The 15,254-nt window shown below is 70.3% G+C and carries 15 protein-coding genes; 9 read left to right on the forward strand and 6 right to left on the reverse strand.

What is annotated here, in order from left to right:
- Positions 1 to 106: 106 nt before the first annotated feature.
- From NVS89_RS03390 to mgtE, 8 genes are all read left to right on the forward strand, one after another.
- A complete protein-coding gene (locus NVS89_RS03390; RefSeq protein WP_258731072.1) occupies positions 107 to 1,918 on the forward strand; it encodes an ABC-F family ATP-binding cassette domain-containing protein in 1,812 nt (603 codons plus the stop codon).
- Complete coding sequence (locus tag NVS89_RS03395; protein WP_258731073.1) at positions 1,915 to 2,724, forward strand: TrmH family RNA methyltransferase; 810 nt, start codon at positions 1,915 to 1,917, stop codon at positions 2,722 to 2,724. Before NVS89_RS03390 ends, NVS89_RS03395 begins: the two co-directional genes overlap by 4 nt.
- Before the next feature lie 231 nt (positions 2,725 to 2,955).
- Positions 2,956 to 3,573, forward strand: a complete 618-nt coding sequence (locus NVS89_RS03400) for an amino acid kinase family protein (protein ID WP_258731074.1) — start codon at positions 2,956 to 2,958, stop codon at positions 3,571 to 3,573.
- The gene (locus NVS89_RS03405; RefSeq protein ID WP_258731075.1) at positions 3,570 to 4,136 is read left to right on the forward strand and encodes a flavoprotein; all 567 of its coding nucleotides are present in this window, start codon (positions 3,570 to 3,572) and stop codon (positions 4,134 to 4,136) included. Before NVS89_RS03400 ends, NVS89_RS03405 begins: the two co-directional genes overlap by 4 nt.
- Positions 4,129 to 5,643, forward strand: a complete 1,515-nt coding sequence (locus NVS89_RS03410) for a DUF6513 domain-containing protein (protein ID WP_258731076.1) — start codon at positions 4,129 to 4,131, stop codon at positions 5,641 to 5,643. The genes NVS89_RS03405 and NVS89_RS03410 overlap by 8 nt, the downstream gene beginning before the upstream one ends.
- Before the next feature lie 5 nt (positions 5,644 to 5,648).
- Complete coding sequence (locus tag NVS89_RS03415; protein WP_258731077.1) at positions 5,649 to 6,215, forward strand: DUF447 domain-containing protein; 567 nt, start codon at positions 5,649 to 5,651, stop codon at positions 6,213 to 6,215.
- Positions 6,212 to 6,949: a (5-formylfuran-3-yl)methyl phosphate synthase gene (locus NVS89_RS03420; protein WP_258731078.1), complete on the forward strand. Its 738-nt coding sequence runs from the start codon at positions 6,212 to 6,214 to the stop codon at positions 6,947 to 6,949. Before NVS89_RS03415 ends, NVS89_RS03420 begins: the two co-directional genes overlap by 4 nt.
- 252 nt (positions 6,950 to 7,201) lie before the next feature.
- Positions 7,202 to 8,623, forward strand: coding sequence for a magnesium transporter (gene mgtE / locus NVS89_RS03425; RefSeq protein ID WP_258731079.1), 1,422 nt, complete (start codon positions 7,202 to 7,204; stop codon positions 8,621 to 8,623).
- A 59-nt stretch (positions 8,624 to 8,682) separates the two neighbouring features.
- Here the strand turns inward: mgtE and NVS89_RS03430 are convergent, their stop codons facing one another.
- The 6 genes from NVS89_RS03430 to NVS89_RS03455 all read right to left on the reverse strand — a co-directional run bounded on the left by NVS89_RS03430 (position 8,683) and on the right by NVS89_RS03455 (position 14,027).
- Positions 8,683 to 8,895: a DUF1059 domain-containing protein gene (locus tag NVS89_RS03430; protein WP_258731080.1), complete on the reverse strand. Its 213-nt coding sequence runs from the start codon at positions 8,893 to 8,895 to the stop codon at positions 8,683 to 8,685.
- Between the two features lie 99 nt (positions 8,896 to 8,994).
- Positions 8,995 to 9,795: a formylmethanofuran dehydrogenase subunit C gene (locus tag NVS89_RS03435; protein ID WP_258731081.1), complete on the reverse strand. Its 801-nt coding sequence runs from the start codon at positions 9,793 to 9,795 to the stop codon at positions 8,995 to 8,997.
- Positions 9,792 to 10,721, reverse strand: coding sequence for a formylmethanofuran--tetrahydromethanopterin N-formyltransferase (gene fhcD, locus NVS89_RS03440; RefSeq protein ID WP_258731082.1), 930 nt, complete (start codon positions 10,719 to 10,721; stop codon positions 9,792 to 9,794). Before fhcD ends, NVS89_RS03435 begins: the two co-directional genes overlap by 4 nt.
- The gene (locus NVS89_RS03445) at positions 10,718 to 12,385 is read right to left on the reverse strand and encodes a formylmethanofuran dehydrogenase subunit A (RefSeq protein WP_258731083.1); all 1,668 of its coding nucleotides are present in this window, start codon (positions 12,383 to 12,385) and stop codon (positions 10,718 to 10,720) included. Before NVS89_RS03445 ends, fhcD begins: the two co-directional genes overlap by 4 nt.
- Positions 12,386 to 13,627: a formylmethanofuran dehydrogenase gene (locus NVS89_RS03450; RefSeq protein WP_258731084.1), complete on the reverse strand. Its 1,242-nt coding sequence runs from the start codon at positions 13,625 to 13,627 to the stop codon at positions 12,386 to 12,388.
- Between the two features lie 4 nt (positions 13,628 to 13,631).
- Entirely contained in the window at positions 13,632 to 14,027 is a 396-nt protein-coding gene (locus NVS89_RS03455) for a 4a-hydroxytetrahydrobiopterin dehydratase (protein ID WP_258731085.1), read from the reverse strand.
- A 166-nt stretch (positions 14,028 to 14,193) separates the two neighbouring features.
- Here NVS89_RS03455 and NVS89_RS03460 point away from each other — a divergent pair, with 166 nt between their 5' ends.
- Positions 14,194 to 15,213: a beta-ribofuranosylaminobenzene 5'-phosphate synthase family protein gene (locus NVS89_RS03460; protein WP_258731086.1), complete on the forward strand. Its 1,020-nt coding sequence runs from the start codon at positions 14,194 to 14,196 to the stop codon at positions 15,211 to 15,213.
- Positions 15,214 to 15,254: the final 41 nt, after the last annotated feature.

Below are 15,254 nucleotides of genomic sequence, written 5' to 3' on the forward strand. Positions count from 1 at the left end.
AACCCGGCGCGAGGCCCGGCCGTTCTGTCCCCTGTTTCGCCGCCCTGCTGCTCTCCCTGCTGCTCTCCCTCTTGCCCGCGGTCCGCTTTGCCCCTATCGGAGCGCCATGGCGCCCCCTCTTCTTCTGCTTCAGGACACGCGGCTCACCTTCGGCGGCACGCCGCTGCTCGAAGGTGCGGAGCTGTCCGTCTCTCCCGGCGAGCGCGTCGGCCTCGTCGGCCGCAACGGCTCGGGCAAGTCGACCCTGCTCAAGATCGCAGCCGGCCTCGTCGAGGCCGACGGCGGCACGCGCTTCGTGCAGCCTGGCGCCACGGTGCGCTACCTGCCGCAGGAGCCGGACCTTTCCGGCTTTCCCGACGTGCTCGCCTATGTCGAGGCCGGCATGGGGCCGGGCGATCAGGACTACCGCGCCCGCTACCTGCTGGAGCAGCTCGGCCTCACCGGCGAGGAAGACCCGGCGAGCCTGTCGGGCGGCGAGGCCCGCCGCGCCGCGCTCGCCCGCGTGCTGGCGCCCGAGCCCGACATCCTGCTGCTGGACGAGCCGACCAACCATCTCGACCTGCCGGCCATCGAGTGGCTGGAGGGGGAGATCGCCTCCTCCCGTTCGGCCCTCGTGCTGATCAGCCACGACCGGCGCTTCCTCGAGGACCTCACCCGCGCCACGGTCTGGCTCGACCGCGGCACGACGCGGCGCATGGAGCGCGGTTTCAGGTTCTTCGAGGAATGGCGCGACCAGGTGCTGGAAGAGGAAGAACGCGACCAGCAGAAGCTCGCCCGCAAGATCGTCGCCGAAGAGCACTGGATGCGCTACGGCGTGACCGCGCGGCGCAAGCGCAACATGCGCCGCGTCGGCCAGCTCGCCGACCTGCGCAAGGAACTGCGCGAGCACCGGCGCGCGCTCGGCACCGTCACCCTCGCCACCACCGAGGCGGAGGTCTCCGGCAAGACGGTGATCGAGGCCGAGAACATCGCCAAGGCCTATGAGGGCCGGCCGATCGTGCGCGACCTCTCGATCCGCATCCAGCGCGGCGACCGGATCGGCGTGGTGGGGCCGAACGGGGCCGGCAAGACGACGCTGATCCGCATGCTGACCGGCCAGCTCGCGCCCGATTCCGGCACGTTGAAACTCGGCACCAATATCGAGATGGCAACGCTCGACCAGCGCCGCGCCAGCCTCGACCCGAACCGCTCGGTGCGCGACACGCTGACCGAGGGGCGCGGCGACCAGGTGTTCATCGGCGGCAATCCGCGCCATGTCATCGGCTACATGAAGGACTTCCTGTTCGCGCCCGAGCAGGCCGGCACGCCGGTCTCCTCGCTGTCGGGCGGCGAGCGCGGGCGGCTGCTGCTGGCCTGCGCGCTGGCGCAGGCCTCGAACCTGATGGTGCTCGACGAGCCGACCAACGACCTCGACCTCGAGACCCTCGACCTCCTGGAAGAGATGATCGACGACTATGCCGGCACCGTCCTGCTGGTCAGCCACGATCGCGACTTCCTCGACCGTACCGTGACCGCCACCATCGCCTATGAGGGCGATGGCAACTGGAACGTCTATGCCGGCGGCTATTCCGACATGGTGGCCCAGCGCGGGCGCGGCGTCGAAGCGCGGGAGAATGGCGCCCGCCAGACCGCTCCGGCGAAGGGGAGCGCCCCGCCGGCGGCCGGAAAGGCGGCCGGCAAACGCAAGCTCTCCTTCAAGGAGAAGCACGCGCTGGAGCAGCTTCCGAAACAGATCGCGAAGCTGGAGGCGGATATCGCCAGGCTCGCCGAGAAGATGCAGGCGCCGGACCTCTACACCAAGGACCCGGCCGGCTTCGCCAAGACCTCCGCCGCGCTGGAGAAGGCGCAGGGCGAGCTGTCGAAGGCCGAGGAGCAGTGGCTGGAGCTGGAGATGCTGCGCGAGGAACTGGGCGGGTGAACCGCCTCATCCCCCTCGCCTCGCCGGACGACCCCCGCATCGACGCCTATCGCGTCATCAAGGAACGCGACCTCGTCGGGCGCGGCGGGCGCTTCATCCTCGAAGGGCGCACCGTGCTCGACGTGGCGCTCTCCCCGCGCAACCGCTTCGCGCTGGAATCGCTGCTGATCGCGGAAAGCCGGGCACAGGCGCTGGCGCCGCTGCTGGCGCAGGCGCCCGAAGGCGTGCCTATCTACACCGCCAGCCAGGCGATCCTCGACGGCATCACCGGCTTCCACATCCATCGCGGCCTGCTCGGCGTCGGGCTGCGTGGTGCGGAGCCGAATGCGGCGGAGCTTCTGGCGCGCCTGCCGGAGGAGGCGCTGGTGGTGGTCCCGCTCGGCATCACCAACCATGACAATGTCGGCGGCATCATGCGCAACGCCGCCGCCTTCGGCGCGGATGCGGCGCTGTTCGACTTCGCCTCCTGCGATCCGCTCTACCGCAAGGCGATCCGCGTCTCGGTCGGCGGCAGCCTGATCGTGCCCTTCGCCCGCGAGGGCATGGCGCACGAGCTTATCGACCTGCTGGCGGCACAGGGTTTCGAGCTTCTGGCGCTGAGCCCGGCCGGCGCGAGCGAGCTGTCCGCCCTCGCCCGCCCGCGCCGCGCGGCGCTGCTGCTGGGCGCGGAAGGGCCGGGGCTCGCGCCCGACATCATGGCCCGCACGCGCACGGTGCGCATCGCGATGAGAGGCGATTTCGATTCCCTCAACGTCGCCACCACCAGCGGTATCGCGCTACACGCTTTGATGAAGCCGGCGCCATAACGCCAGCGTGATCGGGCGATTCAGCCCTCGACAATCCCCGAAACTGCGCTCATGCTCCTAGGTGGAATGCCGGACGGAAGCACCGTCTGAATGACCGTCTACCTTTTCCAGACCCGAAGCCCCGCTTCGGGTCTTTTTTTGGCGGCAATCGGCCCGATTGATCGGGCGGATGGCTGCGCTAGGTTGCGGCCTCGGTGCCGGCCCCGGCGGGCACCCGTTGAGGACGCATCGATGCCAGCAGATCCCCTCGCCGCCCCGGCCCCGCGCCCGCATGTGGTCAAGCTCGGCGGCAGCCTGATCGGCGCGCCGGCGCTATCCCGGCTGCTCCAGGCGCTCGCGCGCGCCCGCACGCCCGTGCTGCTGGTGACGGGCGGCGGGCCCTTCGCCGACGCGGTGCGCGAGGCCCAGCCCCGGCTCGGCCTGTCCGACGCAGCCTGCCACCGCATGGCGATCCTCGCCATGGAGCAGACCGCCCTCGCCTTCGCCGACCTCGCCCCCGGCCTCGTCCCGGTCGACAGCGCCGATGCCATCGCCCGCGCCAGTGAGGGGGCCCGCCCCGCCATCTGGCTGCCGGCACGGATGGCGCTCGCCGCGCTGGAGCTGCCCGAGAGCTGGGCGCTGACCTCGGACAGCCTCGCCGCCTGGCTCGCCGGGTCGATCGGGGCCGGCCGGCTGACGCTGGTGAAGTCCGCCCCCGCCGCACCCGGCTCGGGACCGCGCGACTGGGCCGCCGGCGGGCTGGTCGACCCGCTGTTTCCCGATTATGCCGGGTCCATCGCCGGGCCGGTCGAGGTGATGAGCCTCGAGGCCGCGCTCGGCCATTTCACCGACGGGAGCCTCGCGGCATGAGCGGGAACAAGGGCACCTATCCGCGCTGGGCCTGGGCGCTGACCGGATCGGGGCATTTCTTCACCGAGTCGATCGCCCTCATCAAGCAGCTCGGCGCGGTCGACCTGTTCGTGTCGAAGGCCGCCGACGAGGTGCTGCGCATGTACAAGCAGGACCTGCCGCCGGACACCCGCATCTTCAAGGAGACGACCGCCAGCTCGGCGCCGGTGGGGCGTTTCTACGAAGGCCTCTACCACACGCTGGTGGTCTCGCCCGCCTCTTCCAACACGGTGGCGAAATGCGTGTTCGGCATCTCCGACACGCTGGTGACGAACTGCTTCGCCCAGGCCGGCAAGTGCCGCGTGCACGCCATCGTCTTCGCCTGCGACACCGCCCCGGAGATGATCACCATGGCGCCGAAGGGGCCCTATCCGGTCTATCCGCGCCGGATCGACCTCGAGAACACCGCCAAGCTCAAGGAGTTCGACGACACGACGGTGGTCGAATCCATTCGCGAGCTGGAGGACGCCATCGCCGCCCGCGCCCGGCTGGTGGCGGAGAAGGGCGCGGCCGTCGATGGCTGACGCGGACCCGCCCTCCCCGCTGCGCCGCCCCGAGAAGGTCGCCCTCGTCACCGGCTCGCTGGCCGAGCCGCGGCTCAGCCGGATCGCCGCCGAGATCGGCGACGTCGAGCTGGAGCCGGTAGTGGTCAATGTCGGGGTCAAGGTCGCGGCGCTGATGACGGCCGAGATCGTCGAGCGCCGGCTCAAGCTGCCCGAGGGCACCGACCGGGTGCTGATGCCGGGCCGGTTCCGCGGCGATCTCGACCGGCTGGAGCGCTTCTTCGGCGTGCCCTTCGCCCGCGGGCCGGACGAGATGGCGGACATTCCCGACTATTTCGGCCAGAAGCACCGCGGCGTCGACCTGTCGCGGCACGACGTCACCATCTTCGCCGAGATCGTCGACGCGACGGCGCTGGACACCGATGCTATCCTCGCCCGCGCGCGCATCCTCAAGGGCGAGGGCGCGGACGTGATCGACCTCGGCTGCATGCCCGACACACGCTTCCCGCATCTGGAAGAGGCGATCGCGGCGATGCATTCGGAAGGGCTGAAGGTCAGCGTCGATTCGTTCGACCTATCCGAGCTGTCGCGTGCCACCCGCGCCGGGGCCGACTATTTGCTCAGCCTCAACGAGACCAATCTTCACGTCGCCGCGGAAGGCCCGGCGGTGCCTGTGCTGGTGCCGGCGACCCAGGGCGACCTCGACTCGCTCATTCGTGCGGTCGAGACATGCCGGGCGCGGGGGCAGGCCTTCTATGCCGACCCGATCCTCGACCCGATCCATTACGGCTTCACCGCCTCGATCGTGCGCTATGCCGAGCTGAGACGGCGCTGCCCCGACATTCCGATCCTCATGGGCATCGGCAACGTCACCGAGCTCACCGACGCGGACACCACCGGCATCAACGCGCTGCTGATGGGGATGATCTCCGAGCTTCACATCACCGCCGTGCTGGCGGTGCAGGTGAGCCCGCACTGCCGCACGGCGGTACGCGAGTTCGACCGCGCACGGCGCGAGTTCTTCGCCGCCCGCGAGGCCGGCGCGTTGCCGCAGGGCTTCGGCGGCGGGCTGATGGCGCTGCGCGACCGCCGGCCCTATGCCGCCAGCCCGCAGGAGATCGCCCGGCTGGCGGGCGAGGTGCGCGACCGCAATTTCCGCATCGACGTCGCCGAGGACGGGGTCCACATCTACAATCGCGACGGGCACCATGTCGCGGACGACCCGTTCACGCTGTTCCCGCATCTCAAGGTCGAGGAGGACGGCGCCCACGCCTTCTATCTCGGCGTCGAGACGGCGCGGGCGGAGATCGCCTACAAGCTCGGCAAGCGCTATGCGCAGGACGAGGGCCTTGCCTGGGGCGTCGCCGGCGAGATCGCCGGCAGTCCCGAGGAGGCGCACCGTTTGACATTCAAGCAGGCCGGCACGACGCTCGCGGCGACATCCGCGAAAGCGGCCGGAGCGACGGCCCGCAAACCGCAAGGACCGGCGGGGGAAAACGTCCCGCGACCGGGCGAGGAAGAGACCTGACGGCCATGATCCGCGAAACCATCGTCACCACCCGCTCGCTCGACGGCGAACCGCACATTGCCCCGATGGGCGCGACGGTGATCGAGGGCGGCTACCTGCTGCAGCCCTTCCGGCCCTCGCGCACGCTGACCAACCTCGCCACCACGCGCATCGGCGTCGTCAACTTCACCGACGACGTGCGCATCTTCGCCGGCTGCGTGGTCGGCCGGCGCATGTCGGTGGACGTGAAGAAGGCGACCTATATCGACTGCCCGCGCCTCGCCGACGCGCTCTCCCATGACGAGATCACGGTCGAGACCATGGAGGACGACCCGCAGCGGCCGAAATTCTTCTGCAAGACCTACCATTCGGAGGGCCATACCCGCTTCGAGGGGATGAACCGCGCCAAGGCGGCGGTGCTGGAGGCGGCGGTGCTGGTCAGCCGGATGAACATCCTGACCGACGAGAAGATCGACCAGGAGATGGCCTATCTCGCCATTGCGGTCGAGAAGACCGCCGGCCCGGACGAGCTGGAAGCCTGGAGCTGGATGGTCGAGGCGGTCGACGACTTCCGCCGCAAGCGTGCCTCATGACCGGCGCCTCCTCCCCCGGCCTGCTGGCGAGCGTCGCCGACCTCCACGAGATGGAGCTTGCGCGCGTGGGCGGTGCCGACATCGTCGACCTGAAGCAGCCCGCCTTCGGCGCGCTCGGCGCGTGGAGCAGCGAGGCGCTGACCGCGGCGGTGATGCTGTGGAACGCGTGGGACGAGCAGCAGGCGCCGGGCGCCCGCCGCCCGATGCTGAGCGCGACCGCCGGCGACCAGCCCATGGTGCCGGCGCTGCTGCGCGCCGCCGCCGAGCGGGTGGCCGGCACCGGCGTGCCGATCGTCAAGGTCGGCCTGTTCGCCTCCAAGCACACCAATGAATGCATCGAGGCGCTGGCCCCGCTGGCCGGGCGGTGCTGGGTGATCGGGGTGCTGTTCGCCGACCAGGAGCCCGATTTCGGCACGCTCGCGGCGCTGAGCCGCGCCGGCTTCACCGGGGTGATGATCGACACCGCCGACAAGGCGTCGGGCCGGCTGACCGACCATCTCGACGCGCTCACCCTCGGCCAGTTCATCGCCGAGGCGCGCCGGCACGGGCTGATGACCGGCCTCGCCGGCTCGCTCATCGCCGAGGATATCGGCGTGCTGACGGCGGCCGGGCCGGACTATCTCGGCTTCCGCGGCGCGCTGTGCGAGGGCGGGCGCACCGGCCGGCTCGACCCGGCGCGGCTCGCCGATCTGCGCGCGCGGCTGAAGGCGCATAGCGGCACCGCAAGGGGCTGAGGCCGGGCGCGGAAGGCCGCCTTCCGCGCCGCTTGACTTCCCCGTGCGCCGGGTCCATCTCCGCCCCGCCGCTCGTCACGGCGGCGCAATCGGAACCCCTTACCCATGCCCAGCGACAGTCCAAGTCGATTGTCCGGCCATCGGCGGCCGGCGCCGTGAGCCGAATTCGGGGCTGACCTACAAGTCGACCCGCTGGGATTTCGGCTCTCCGCTCCCGCCACCCGACGGCCGGACGTCGGAAAGAGAGCCGAAATGGAAGACATCCGGAACACGGGCGGCGACCGTCACGAGGATCCCCGTCGCGAGGATTTCCGCGACGACGAGCTGGCGAGCGCCCGCGCGGCCTCCATTGCCGCCGAGCTCGCCGAGGAACACCCCGCCGACATCGCCGCCGCACTCGACGAGGAGGAGCCGGAGACCGCTTCCGCCGTCCTCGCCAGCCTGCCGCGCGACAAGCAGATCGAGATCCTCGACCTGCCCGATTTCGATCTCTCCGGCGACCTGATCGAGGCGCTGCCGGTCGAGGAGGCGGTGCATCTCATCGCCGAAATGTCGGCCGACCGCGCCGCCGACCTGTTCCGCTGGATGGAGGAGCCGGCGCGCTCGCATCTGTTCGCGCGGCTGCCTCCCGCCACCCAGGCCGAGCTCGACCGCCTGCTGGCCTGGCCCGAGGACACCGCCGGCAGCCTGATGACGACCGAGTTCGTCACCGTGCCATCCTCCTGGACGGTGGGCGAGACGCTGCGCCATCTGCGCGAGATCGAGCGCACGCGCGAGACCATCTACGCCATCTACGTGCTCGACCCGGAAAGCCACAGGCTGCTCAAGGCGGTGACGCTGCGCCGGCTCATCACCGGCGAGCCGGGCCAGCCGATCCTCTCGGTGGCGCCGGGCCACGACCCGATCACCGCCGACCCGCTGATGGACCGCGAGGAGGTGGCGCGGCTGATCTCCAAATACGACCTGCTCGCCGTGCCGGTGGTCGACAAGGACGAGCATGTGCTCGGCATCGTCACCGTCGACGACATGATCGACGCGATCATCGAGGAAGGCACCGAGGACGCGCAGAAGTTCGGCGGCATGGAGGCGCTGGACGAGCCCTATATGGAGATCAGTTTCTTCGACATGCTGAAGAAGCGCGCCGGCTGGCTCTCCATCCTGTTCATCGGCGAGTTGCTCACCGCCAACGCCATGCAGCATTTCGAGGCGGAGCTGGAGCGCGCCATCGTGCTCACCCTGTTCATCCCTCTGATCATGAGCTCGGGCGGCAATTCCGGCTCGCAGGCGACCTCGCTCATCATCCGCGCGCTGGCGCTGGGCGAAATCCGGCTGCGGGACTGGTGGCGCGTCGCGCTGCGCGAGCTGCCCTCGGGCCTCGTGCTCGGGAGCATCCTCGCCGTGCTCGGCATGATCCGCATCACCGTGTGGCAGATGCTGGACCTGCACGACTATGGCGAGCACTGGACGCTGGTGGCGGCGACCGTCGGGGCGGCGCTGGTGGCGATCGTGACCTTCGGCTCGCTGATCGGCTCGATGCTGCCATTCGTGCTGCGCCGGCTCGGCTTCGACCCGGCGAGCGCCTCGGCCCCGTTCGTCGCCACCTTCGTCGACGTCACCGGGCTGGTGATCTACTTCTCGGTCGCGCTGGTGATCCTGCACGGCACGCTGCTGTGAGCGCGCCTCGGCCGACGTCGCCCGACGTCGGCCGAGGGTTCGCGCCATCGCGCCGCCGGTCAGGCGGCGTGGTGGACCTGCATGGGCGGCGTGCCCTGATGAATCGCCTTCTTCAGCTCGCCGCGAAATTCCGACGTGTCCTTCGCGCCGTGCACCGCGACCGCGTGCTGGACGACGGCGTCGAGCAGCTCGCGCTCATTGTCGGCGGCAATGGCGACGGAGCACTTCCTGTCGCTGGGCACTTCACGGCAGTCGATGAACATACGGCCCATGGGCGCCTCCTGTGGTTCGGCGCCGAACGGCACGCCCGGCGCCGGCTGGGCAATTTACACCCGACCGGCCCGGGGACCCCAATCACGAAAACGGGCCGCTCAGGCCTGCACCAGCACCTCGCCCTGCCCGCCCATCAGCGTGTCGCCGACGATGCGGCGCGTGCTCTCCCAGCCCTCCAGCACGCCGGCGAGTTCGGGCACGCGGCGGGCGATCAGCCGTACCGCCACCAGTTCGTGCGCGCCGGTGTCGACGAAGCCCGCCGGCAGGTCGGGAAGCGCCGAGGCGAAGATGGTGCCGCGCCGCATGCCGCGCCCCATACGCGGGCCGATGGCGCCGGCGACGCTCACCGTGCCGGCGATCATGTCGGTCGCCAGCCCCTCGCCGGCATCGCCGTCGATCACGATCAGCCCGCCGCGCTGGCGGTCCGCCGCGCGGGTGCCGACCGAGCCGGCGATGCGGATCGTGCCGCCCGACATGCCGCGCCGGGCGCCGGAGGAGGCGGTACCGACGCGCTCGCCGGCATTGCCGCCGAGGCTGATCTCGCCGCCGGAGAGTTCGGCGCCGAGGAAGTCGCCGGCGTCGCCCGCGATGCGCAGCACCCCGCCCGACATGCCGCGCCCCGCCCAGGCGCCGACCGGGCCGTCGACGATCAGCTCGCCCTTGTCCATGCCGGCGCCGACGCCGTCGAGCCGCGCGTCGCCGATCTCGATCAGCAGCACGCCCTCCGGCGCGCCCTCGATGAAGAACAGCTCGGCGAGCGGCACGCTGCGTGCACCGAAGGGCACGGCGAGGCGCTCCAGCTCCGGCAGGGTCAGCGCACAGGTGACGACCGGCGTGATGCCGGCCATGTCGACGCGTGCCTCGAAGGGCGCGCGCGGCTTCAGTGACACCCCGCTCATGCCGCGCCTCCCGCGCCGTTTTCCGCGTCAGCGGCCATGATCTCGCGCAGCTTGAAATGGAACGGGCCGAGATTGCCGCCGTAATTGCCGGCGTCGATGGCCACCACGCCGCCTTCGCTGCCCAGCGCGCAGACCGCGGCGATGCCGACCCGTGTCGCCTCCGACACCGCTTCGAAGCTCACGCCGTCGATCACGATCTCCATCACCGAACCGACCTCGGCCGGAAGCTGGCTCGGCACAGTGCCGCGCAGCGTCGGGCAGTAGGCGTCGTTGGTGGAGGCGAACAGGCCCTTATATTTCGAGCCGACCTTGGAGCCCGAGCGCACCACCCCGCCCGGAAAAGGCAGGATGACGCCCTCGACCTTGCCCATCTCGACCACGGCGGCCTCGGCGGCCTTCAGCGCCTGCCCGCGCGAGCGGGCGAGGATGAGGAAATTGCCGCCGCCCACGCCCTCCACCGAGCCGGTGTCCTCGTCGCAGACGAACTCGCCCTCCATCACCGGCAGGCGCCAGAAGCGCTTGTCGCCGATCTTCTTGGAGATCTGGTGCCCGTCGGCGAAGTAGCGGATGGTCTTGGCCAGCGGCACGCGCTTGCCGTCCTCGATGCCCGCATAGCAGGCCGTGGTCGGGCAGGTGAGCACGCACTGGCCGAGGCGCAGCGGCACCACGGTCTTGAGCTGCTTGAAGTCCATCGCGAAGATCAGCAGCGCCACGCCCGGCCGCCCGTCCGGCGTCTCCTCCGGCGCCAGCGTGCGCTCGATCCCCGCCTCGCAGCCGCAGCCGATGACCGAGGTGGCGAAGCCGGTGGTGGTGCGCCCGGCGGTGAGCGCCCATTCGGGCGTGTCGGCGGTGACGATGAGGCGGGTGCCGACCATCGGGAAGGCTTCCGCGAAGGTGTCGCGGATCTCGACGCCGTTGATGATCATGGCGCCACCCCCTCGCATTTGAGGATGGTTGGCCCGGCGCCCGCCCTCAGCTCGCCGTCGGCAATGCGGAAATGCTTCGCCTTCAGCCCCACCGCCTCGTCGAACCAGCGCCCGATGTCGGTCTCGATGGAGCGGTCGAATTCGGGCCGGGCGACATGGGTGGTGCCCTGCGCCAGCTCCACCACCTCGCCGTCCCTGACGATCAGCCGGCCGTTCTTGAACACGAAGCGCGAGGTCGAGAACATCGCCTCGCGGTCGGAATCCTCACGATGCACCGCGATGTCCGCCACCGCACCCGGGCCGAGATGGCCCTTGTCCTTCAGCCCGAGGATGCGCGCGGGCGCGGCACGGGTGAGGATGGCGATCTCCTCCAGCGAATATTCGCGGGTGATCTCGCCGATCAGCGTGTGCTTCTGCGCCGCCTTGTGCAGCGTCGCGAGCTGGGCGTTGCGGAAGTCGCGGTCCATCAGCAGCCGGATGAGGTGCGGATAGGTGGTGAACGGCCCGCCATTGGGGTGGTCGGTGGTGAGGAAGATCCGCCACGGATCCTCCACCAGCAGGAACAGCTCCAGCCCGATCGCCCATTGCAGCGCGTTGACGAAGGACTTGTCGCGATACTCGAACGGCACCACGCCGCAGGCGGCGTCGAGCTCGATGTCCATGCCGATCGACTTCTTCGGCGTGGCGATGCCGCGGTTGCGGTACTGCGACATGTAGTCGGCCGAGGCGGTGACGGTCTGGCCGAACATCACCTGCCCGACATCGACCGAGATGTTCGGATTGGCGTTCACCAGCTCGGCGATCCGCGCCGCCGAGGAGGAGAACCTGCGGTCCCCCTCGGTGCCGTAGGAGTGGAACTGGAGATGGGTGAGGTGCAGCCGCCGCCCTTCCGCCGCGCGGATGGTGGCGAGCGTGGTCTCGTCATTGCCCGGCACGCCGAGATTGCAGCCGTGCAGGTGGATCGGGTGCGGCAGGCCGAGCTCGGTCACCGCGCGGATCAGCGTGGTCAGCACGTCGCGCGGCGTCGACCCGTAATGCGGGTTGGCCTCGTCGAGGTCCATCTTGCGGGCGTTGAACTTGAACGCGTTGATGCCGCCCGGATTGACGATCTTGATCGCGAAGGCCTGCGTCGCCTCGATCATCCAGCCGACATAGGCGTTGATCTGCTCCTGCCCGGCGCCGGCCGCGAGCAGGCGCAGGAAGTAGTCGTCATTGCCCAGAACCAGATAGGCCCCGGTGTCGAGATTGGGGATGTCCGCCATCTCGAGATGGGCGCCGCGCGCATTCGCGCCGAGCATCGCCGGCTCGAACACCGTGGTGTAGCCGAGCTGGGCGTAGCGGCAGCCGGTGGCATGCGCCGTCGGCACCGCCCGCCCGCCGCCGCAGCCGCAGAAATCCCCCGGCATTTCGGGATAGGCCGCCCGGTCCTCCTGCATGAGGAGCCGGGCGAGGTTCATCTTGCCGCCGGCGATGTGGCTGTGCAGGTCGATGCCGCCGGCCATGACGACATCTCCGCCGAGGTCGTACTCGGCGCTCGCCGGCAGGCCGGTCGGGGCGACGATGCGCCCGTCGAGGATTTCAATGTCGCGCCGCGTTCCGGTCGCGACCCCGTTCTCGCCATTGGCCGGGTCGAGCACGCGCCCGCCCTTCAGCCTCAGTCTCATTCATCCCTCCGCCAGGCCTCGCGCAGCCTCGGCGACGCTCGGAAGCGTCGCGACGCGCAGGGCGCCGAGCGGCATGCTCACTATGGAATCCATCCGGAACACCGTGCCGGCGTGGTCAACGCCCGGGGTGCCGACCGGGATAAGGACATCCGGTTCCTTGTCGAATTGAGTATCGGGATGGGCAAGGGCGATCACCTTGCCCGAAAAGGCGGGCGGCGGCTCGGGCCGGAAGGCCGAGGTCCACACCAGAAGATCAGCATCGGCCAGCGCCTGCCCGGTGGCGTAGAGCGCCCCGTCATGCGCGCTCGCCTGCCCGCGCACCGCCGTGCGCAGCGGGTAGCCGAGCCGCCACAGCAGCAGCTGGTTCACGCCGATGATGTTGTCGCGCCCGCCGAGTGGGAACACGCCGGCACGGGTCACCAGATTGATCGAATCGACCAGCTTCGTGGCGAACTCGGCGACGAGGTCGCCCTGTGCGAGGCCGCCCGCATTCCACGTCACCACCGCGTAGTGCGCCCCGCGCAGCGCCTCGGCGAGCGCGCTGATGTCTTGCGCCGGCACGCCGCCGAAGCTGGTGCCGGGCGGCTGGCCGCCGGCGGCGAACACGCCGAGCGCCTCGAGCGCCGCCACCACGTCGTCAGCGGAGAGATGGGAGACCTCGGCGCCGGCAAGCTGCCGGCGCGCCTTCTCGCCCGGCGCGCCGCCGAGGAACACCACCCGGCGCGGCGCCCCGGCGAACAGCGGCGCTTCAGGATAGAGGCGCTCGAACAGCCGGCCCCAGGTCGCCGAGGGGTCCTCGCCGAGCACCAGCAGCAGGTCGCAGCGGTTGCGCACCTCAGCCAGCGTGGTGGAGAGCCAGCCGGTGCGCTGGGCGGCAGCGTAGTTCGCGAACAGGCCGTCCGAGGCGTAATGGTCGAGCACGCCGCCGAACCGCACGGCGAGGTCGGCGAGCGCGCCCGCGCCCGCCATGTCGACGCCGAGCCCGGCAAAGACCGGGGCGCGCGCCTCGCCGAGCAGGCGCCGCGCCGCTTGCGTGGCCTCGTCCAGACTCACCGGGGCACCGGCGATGCTCGGCCCGCGATCGGGCACGTCCATGCGCCGCAGCAGCCGCGCCGCCTCGGGGCAGACCGCGCCGGCGGCCCGCACTTCGCGGCCCTCGACCTCGACCGTGAGGTCGTCACAGCCCAGCCCGCAGAAGCCGCAGACCACGTCGTCGATCGTCCGGAGAGAAGCCTCGGCCATGGTCTCAATCATACTTGATGTAGGCGAAGCGCAGATCGCTGCGGGGCGTGCCTTCGAGCGCGCTTTCCGGCTCGATACCGGGCTGCCAGCCGACGACGTCCTCGATCTTCTTCGCAAGCTGCAGGTCGCGCTCGGTGATGCCCTTGGCGTCATGCGACATCAGTCGCACCTCGACCCAGGCATAGGAGGCGGTGAGGTCGGGATGGTGCCAGGCGGCCTCGGCGAGATGGCCGACGGTGTTGATCACCATCAGCGTGCCCTTCCAGCTCGAAGTGCGGTAGGTGCGCCGGATCCAACCGTCGACCAGCTTCCACTTCGGAAGCTCGGCGGCAAGGCGCGCGGCAACCTCCTCGTCGGCAAGGGTTTTCTTGGGATCGATCGTATTCGGATCCACCGCCATTTCGGGCATCCTCCTGGCCGCGCGCCCATTCTGTCGCGGGCTGCGCTGGCCGATTCGGTAGCACGGTCACGGGGGGTGCGGCAAACCCCGTTCACGCATGGTGAGATTCGCCCGTGCTTGTCCTCGCCGCCTTCCGCGCCTTACGATGAAGCCTGAGGACACGCCCGTGAACAAGACGACGCTCGATCTGAAAGCGGCGAACAGGCAGGAGGAGGACCGCGCGGTGCGCATTGCCGCGCCGGGCCGCCTGCATCTGGGATTCATCGATCTCGCCGGCACGCTGGGCCGCCGCTTCGGCAGCCTCGGCATCACGCTCGACCGTCCGGCGACGGTGCTGCGCATGCGCCGCGCGGCGCGGCTTTCCGCCTCCGGCCCCGATGCCGACCGGGCGCTGGCGGCGGTGGAGAAGGCGGCGCGCCATTTCGATCTCGATCCCGCCGTCGAGGTGACGGTGGAAGCCGCGCTGCCGCCCCATTCCGGGCTCGGCTCGGGCACCCAGCTCGGCCTCGCCGCGGCGACCGGGCTGTGCCTGCTGCGCGGCCTGACGCTGACGCCGCGCGAGATCGGCGCGGCGTTGGGTCGCGGGGCGCGCTCGTCGATCGGCATCGGCGCCTTCACCCAAGGCGGTGTGATCCTCGACGGCGGCAAGAAGCCAGGCTCGAACGCCCCGCCGCCGATCCTCTCGCGCCTGCCCTTCCCCGAGCACTGGCGCATCCTGCTGGTATATGACAGGAACCATCAAGGGCTTAGCGGCACGGCCGAATCCTCGGCGATGGACAGCCTGCCGCCCTTCGCCGACACGCTGGCCGGCCATATGGCGCGGCTCACGGTGATGGTGGCGCTGCCGGCGCTGGCCGAAGGGGATGTGGATTACTTCAGCGCCGCGGTCGGCGAAATGCAGCGACTTCTGGGCGAGCACTATGCGGATGCCCAGGGTGGCCGCTATACAAGCAGTTCGGTCGCCGAGGTGATGGACTGGCTGGAGAACCGCGGACTGCGCGGACTCGGCCAAAGTTCCTGGGGCCCCACCGGATTCGCCATCATCGGCAGTCCGGAAGACGGCGAACGGATCATGAGCGAGGCGCGCGCCCGTTTCGGGCATCGGTCCGCTCTGGCTTTCGACTGCGTGCGCGGCGGCAATGCCGGCGCACGGATCGAGTGGCTTGCCTGCGTCGAGCAGTGCTAGCGGCGGATTGGCGGAACGCCCGCGTCGCTCTTCATCTCCTC

This window comes from Ancylobacter mangrovi (assembly GCF_024752355.1).
Taxonomy (GTDB): Bacteria; Pseudomonadota; Alphaproteobacteria; order Rhizobiales; family Xanthobacteraceae; genus Ancylobacter; species Ancylobacter mangrovi.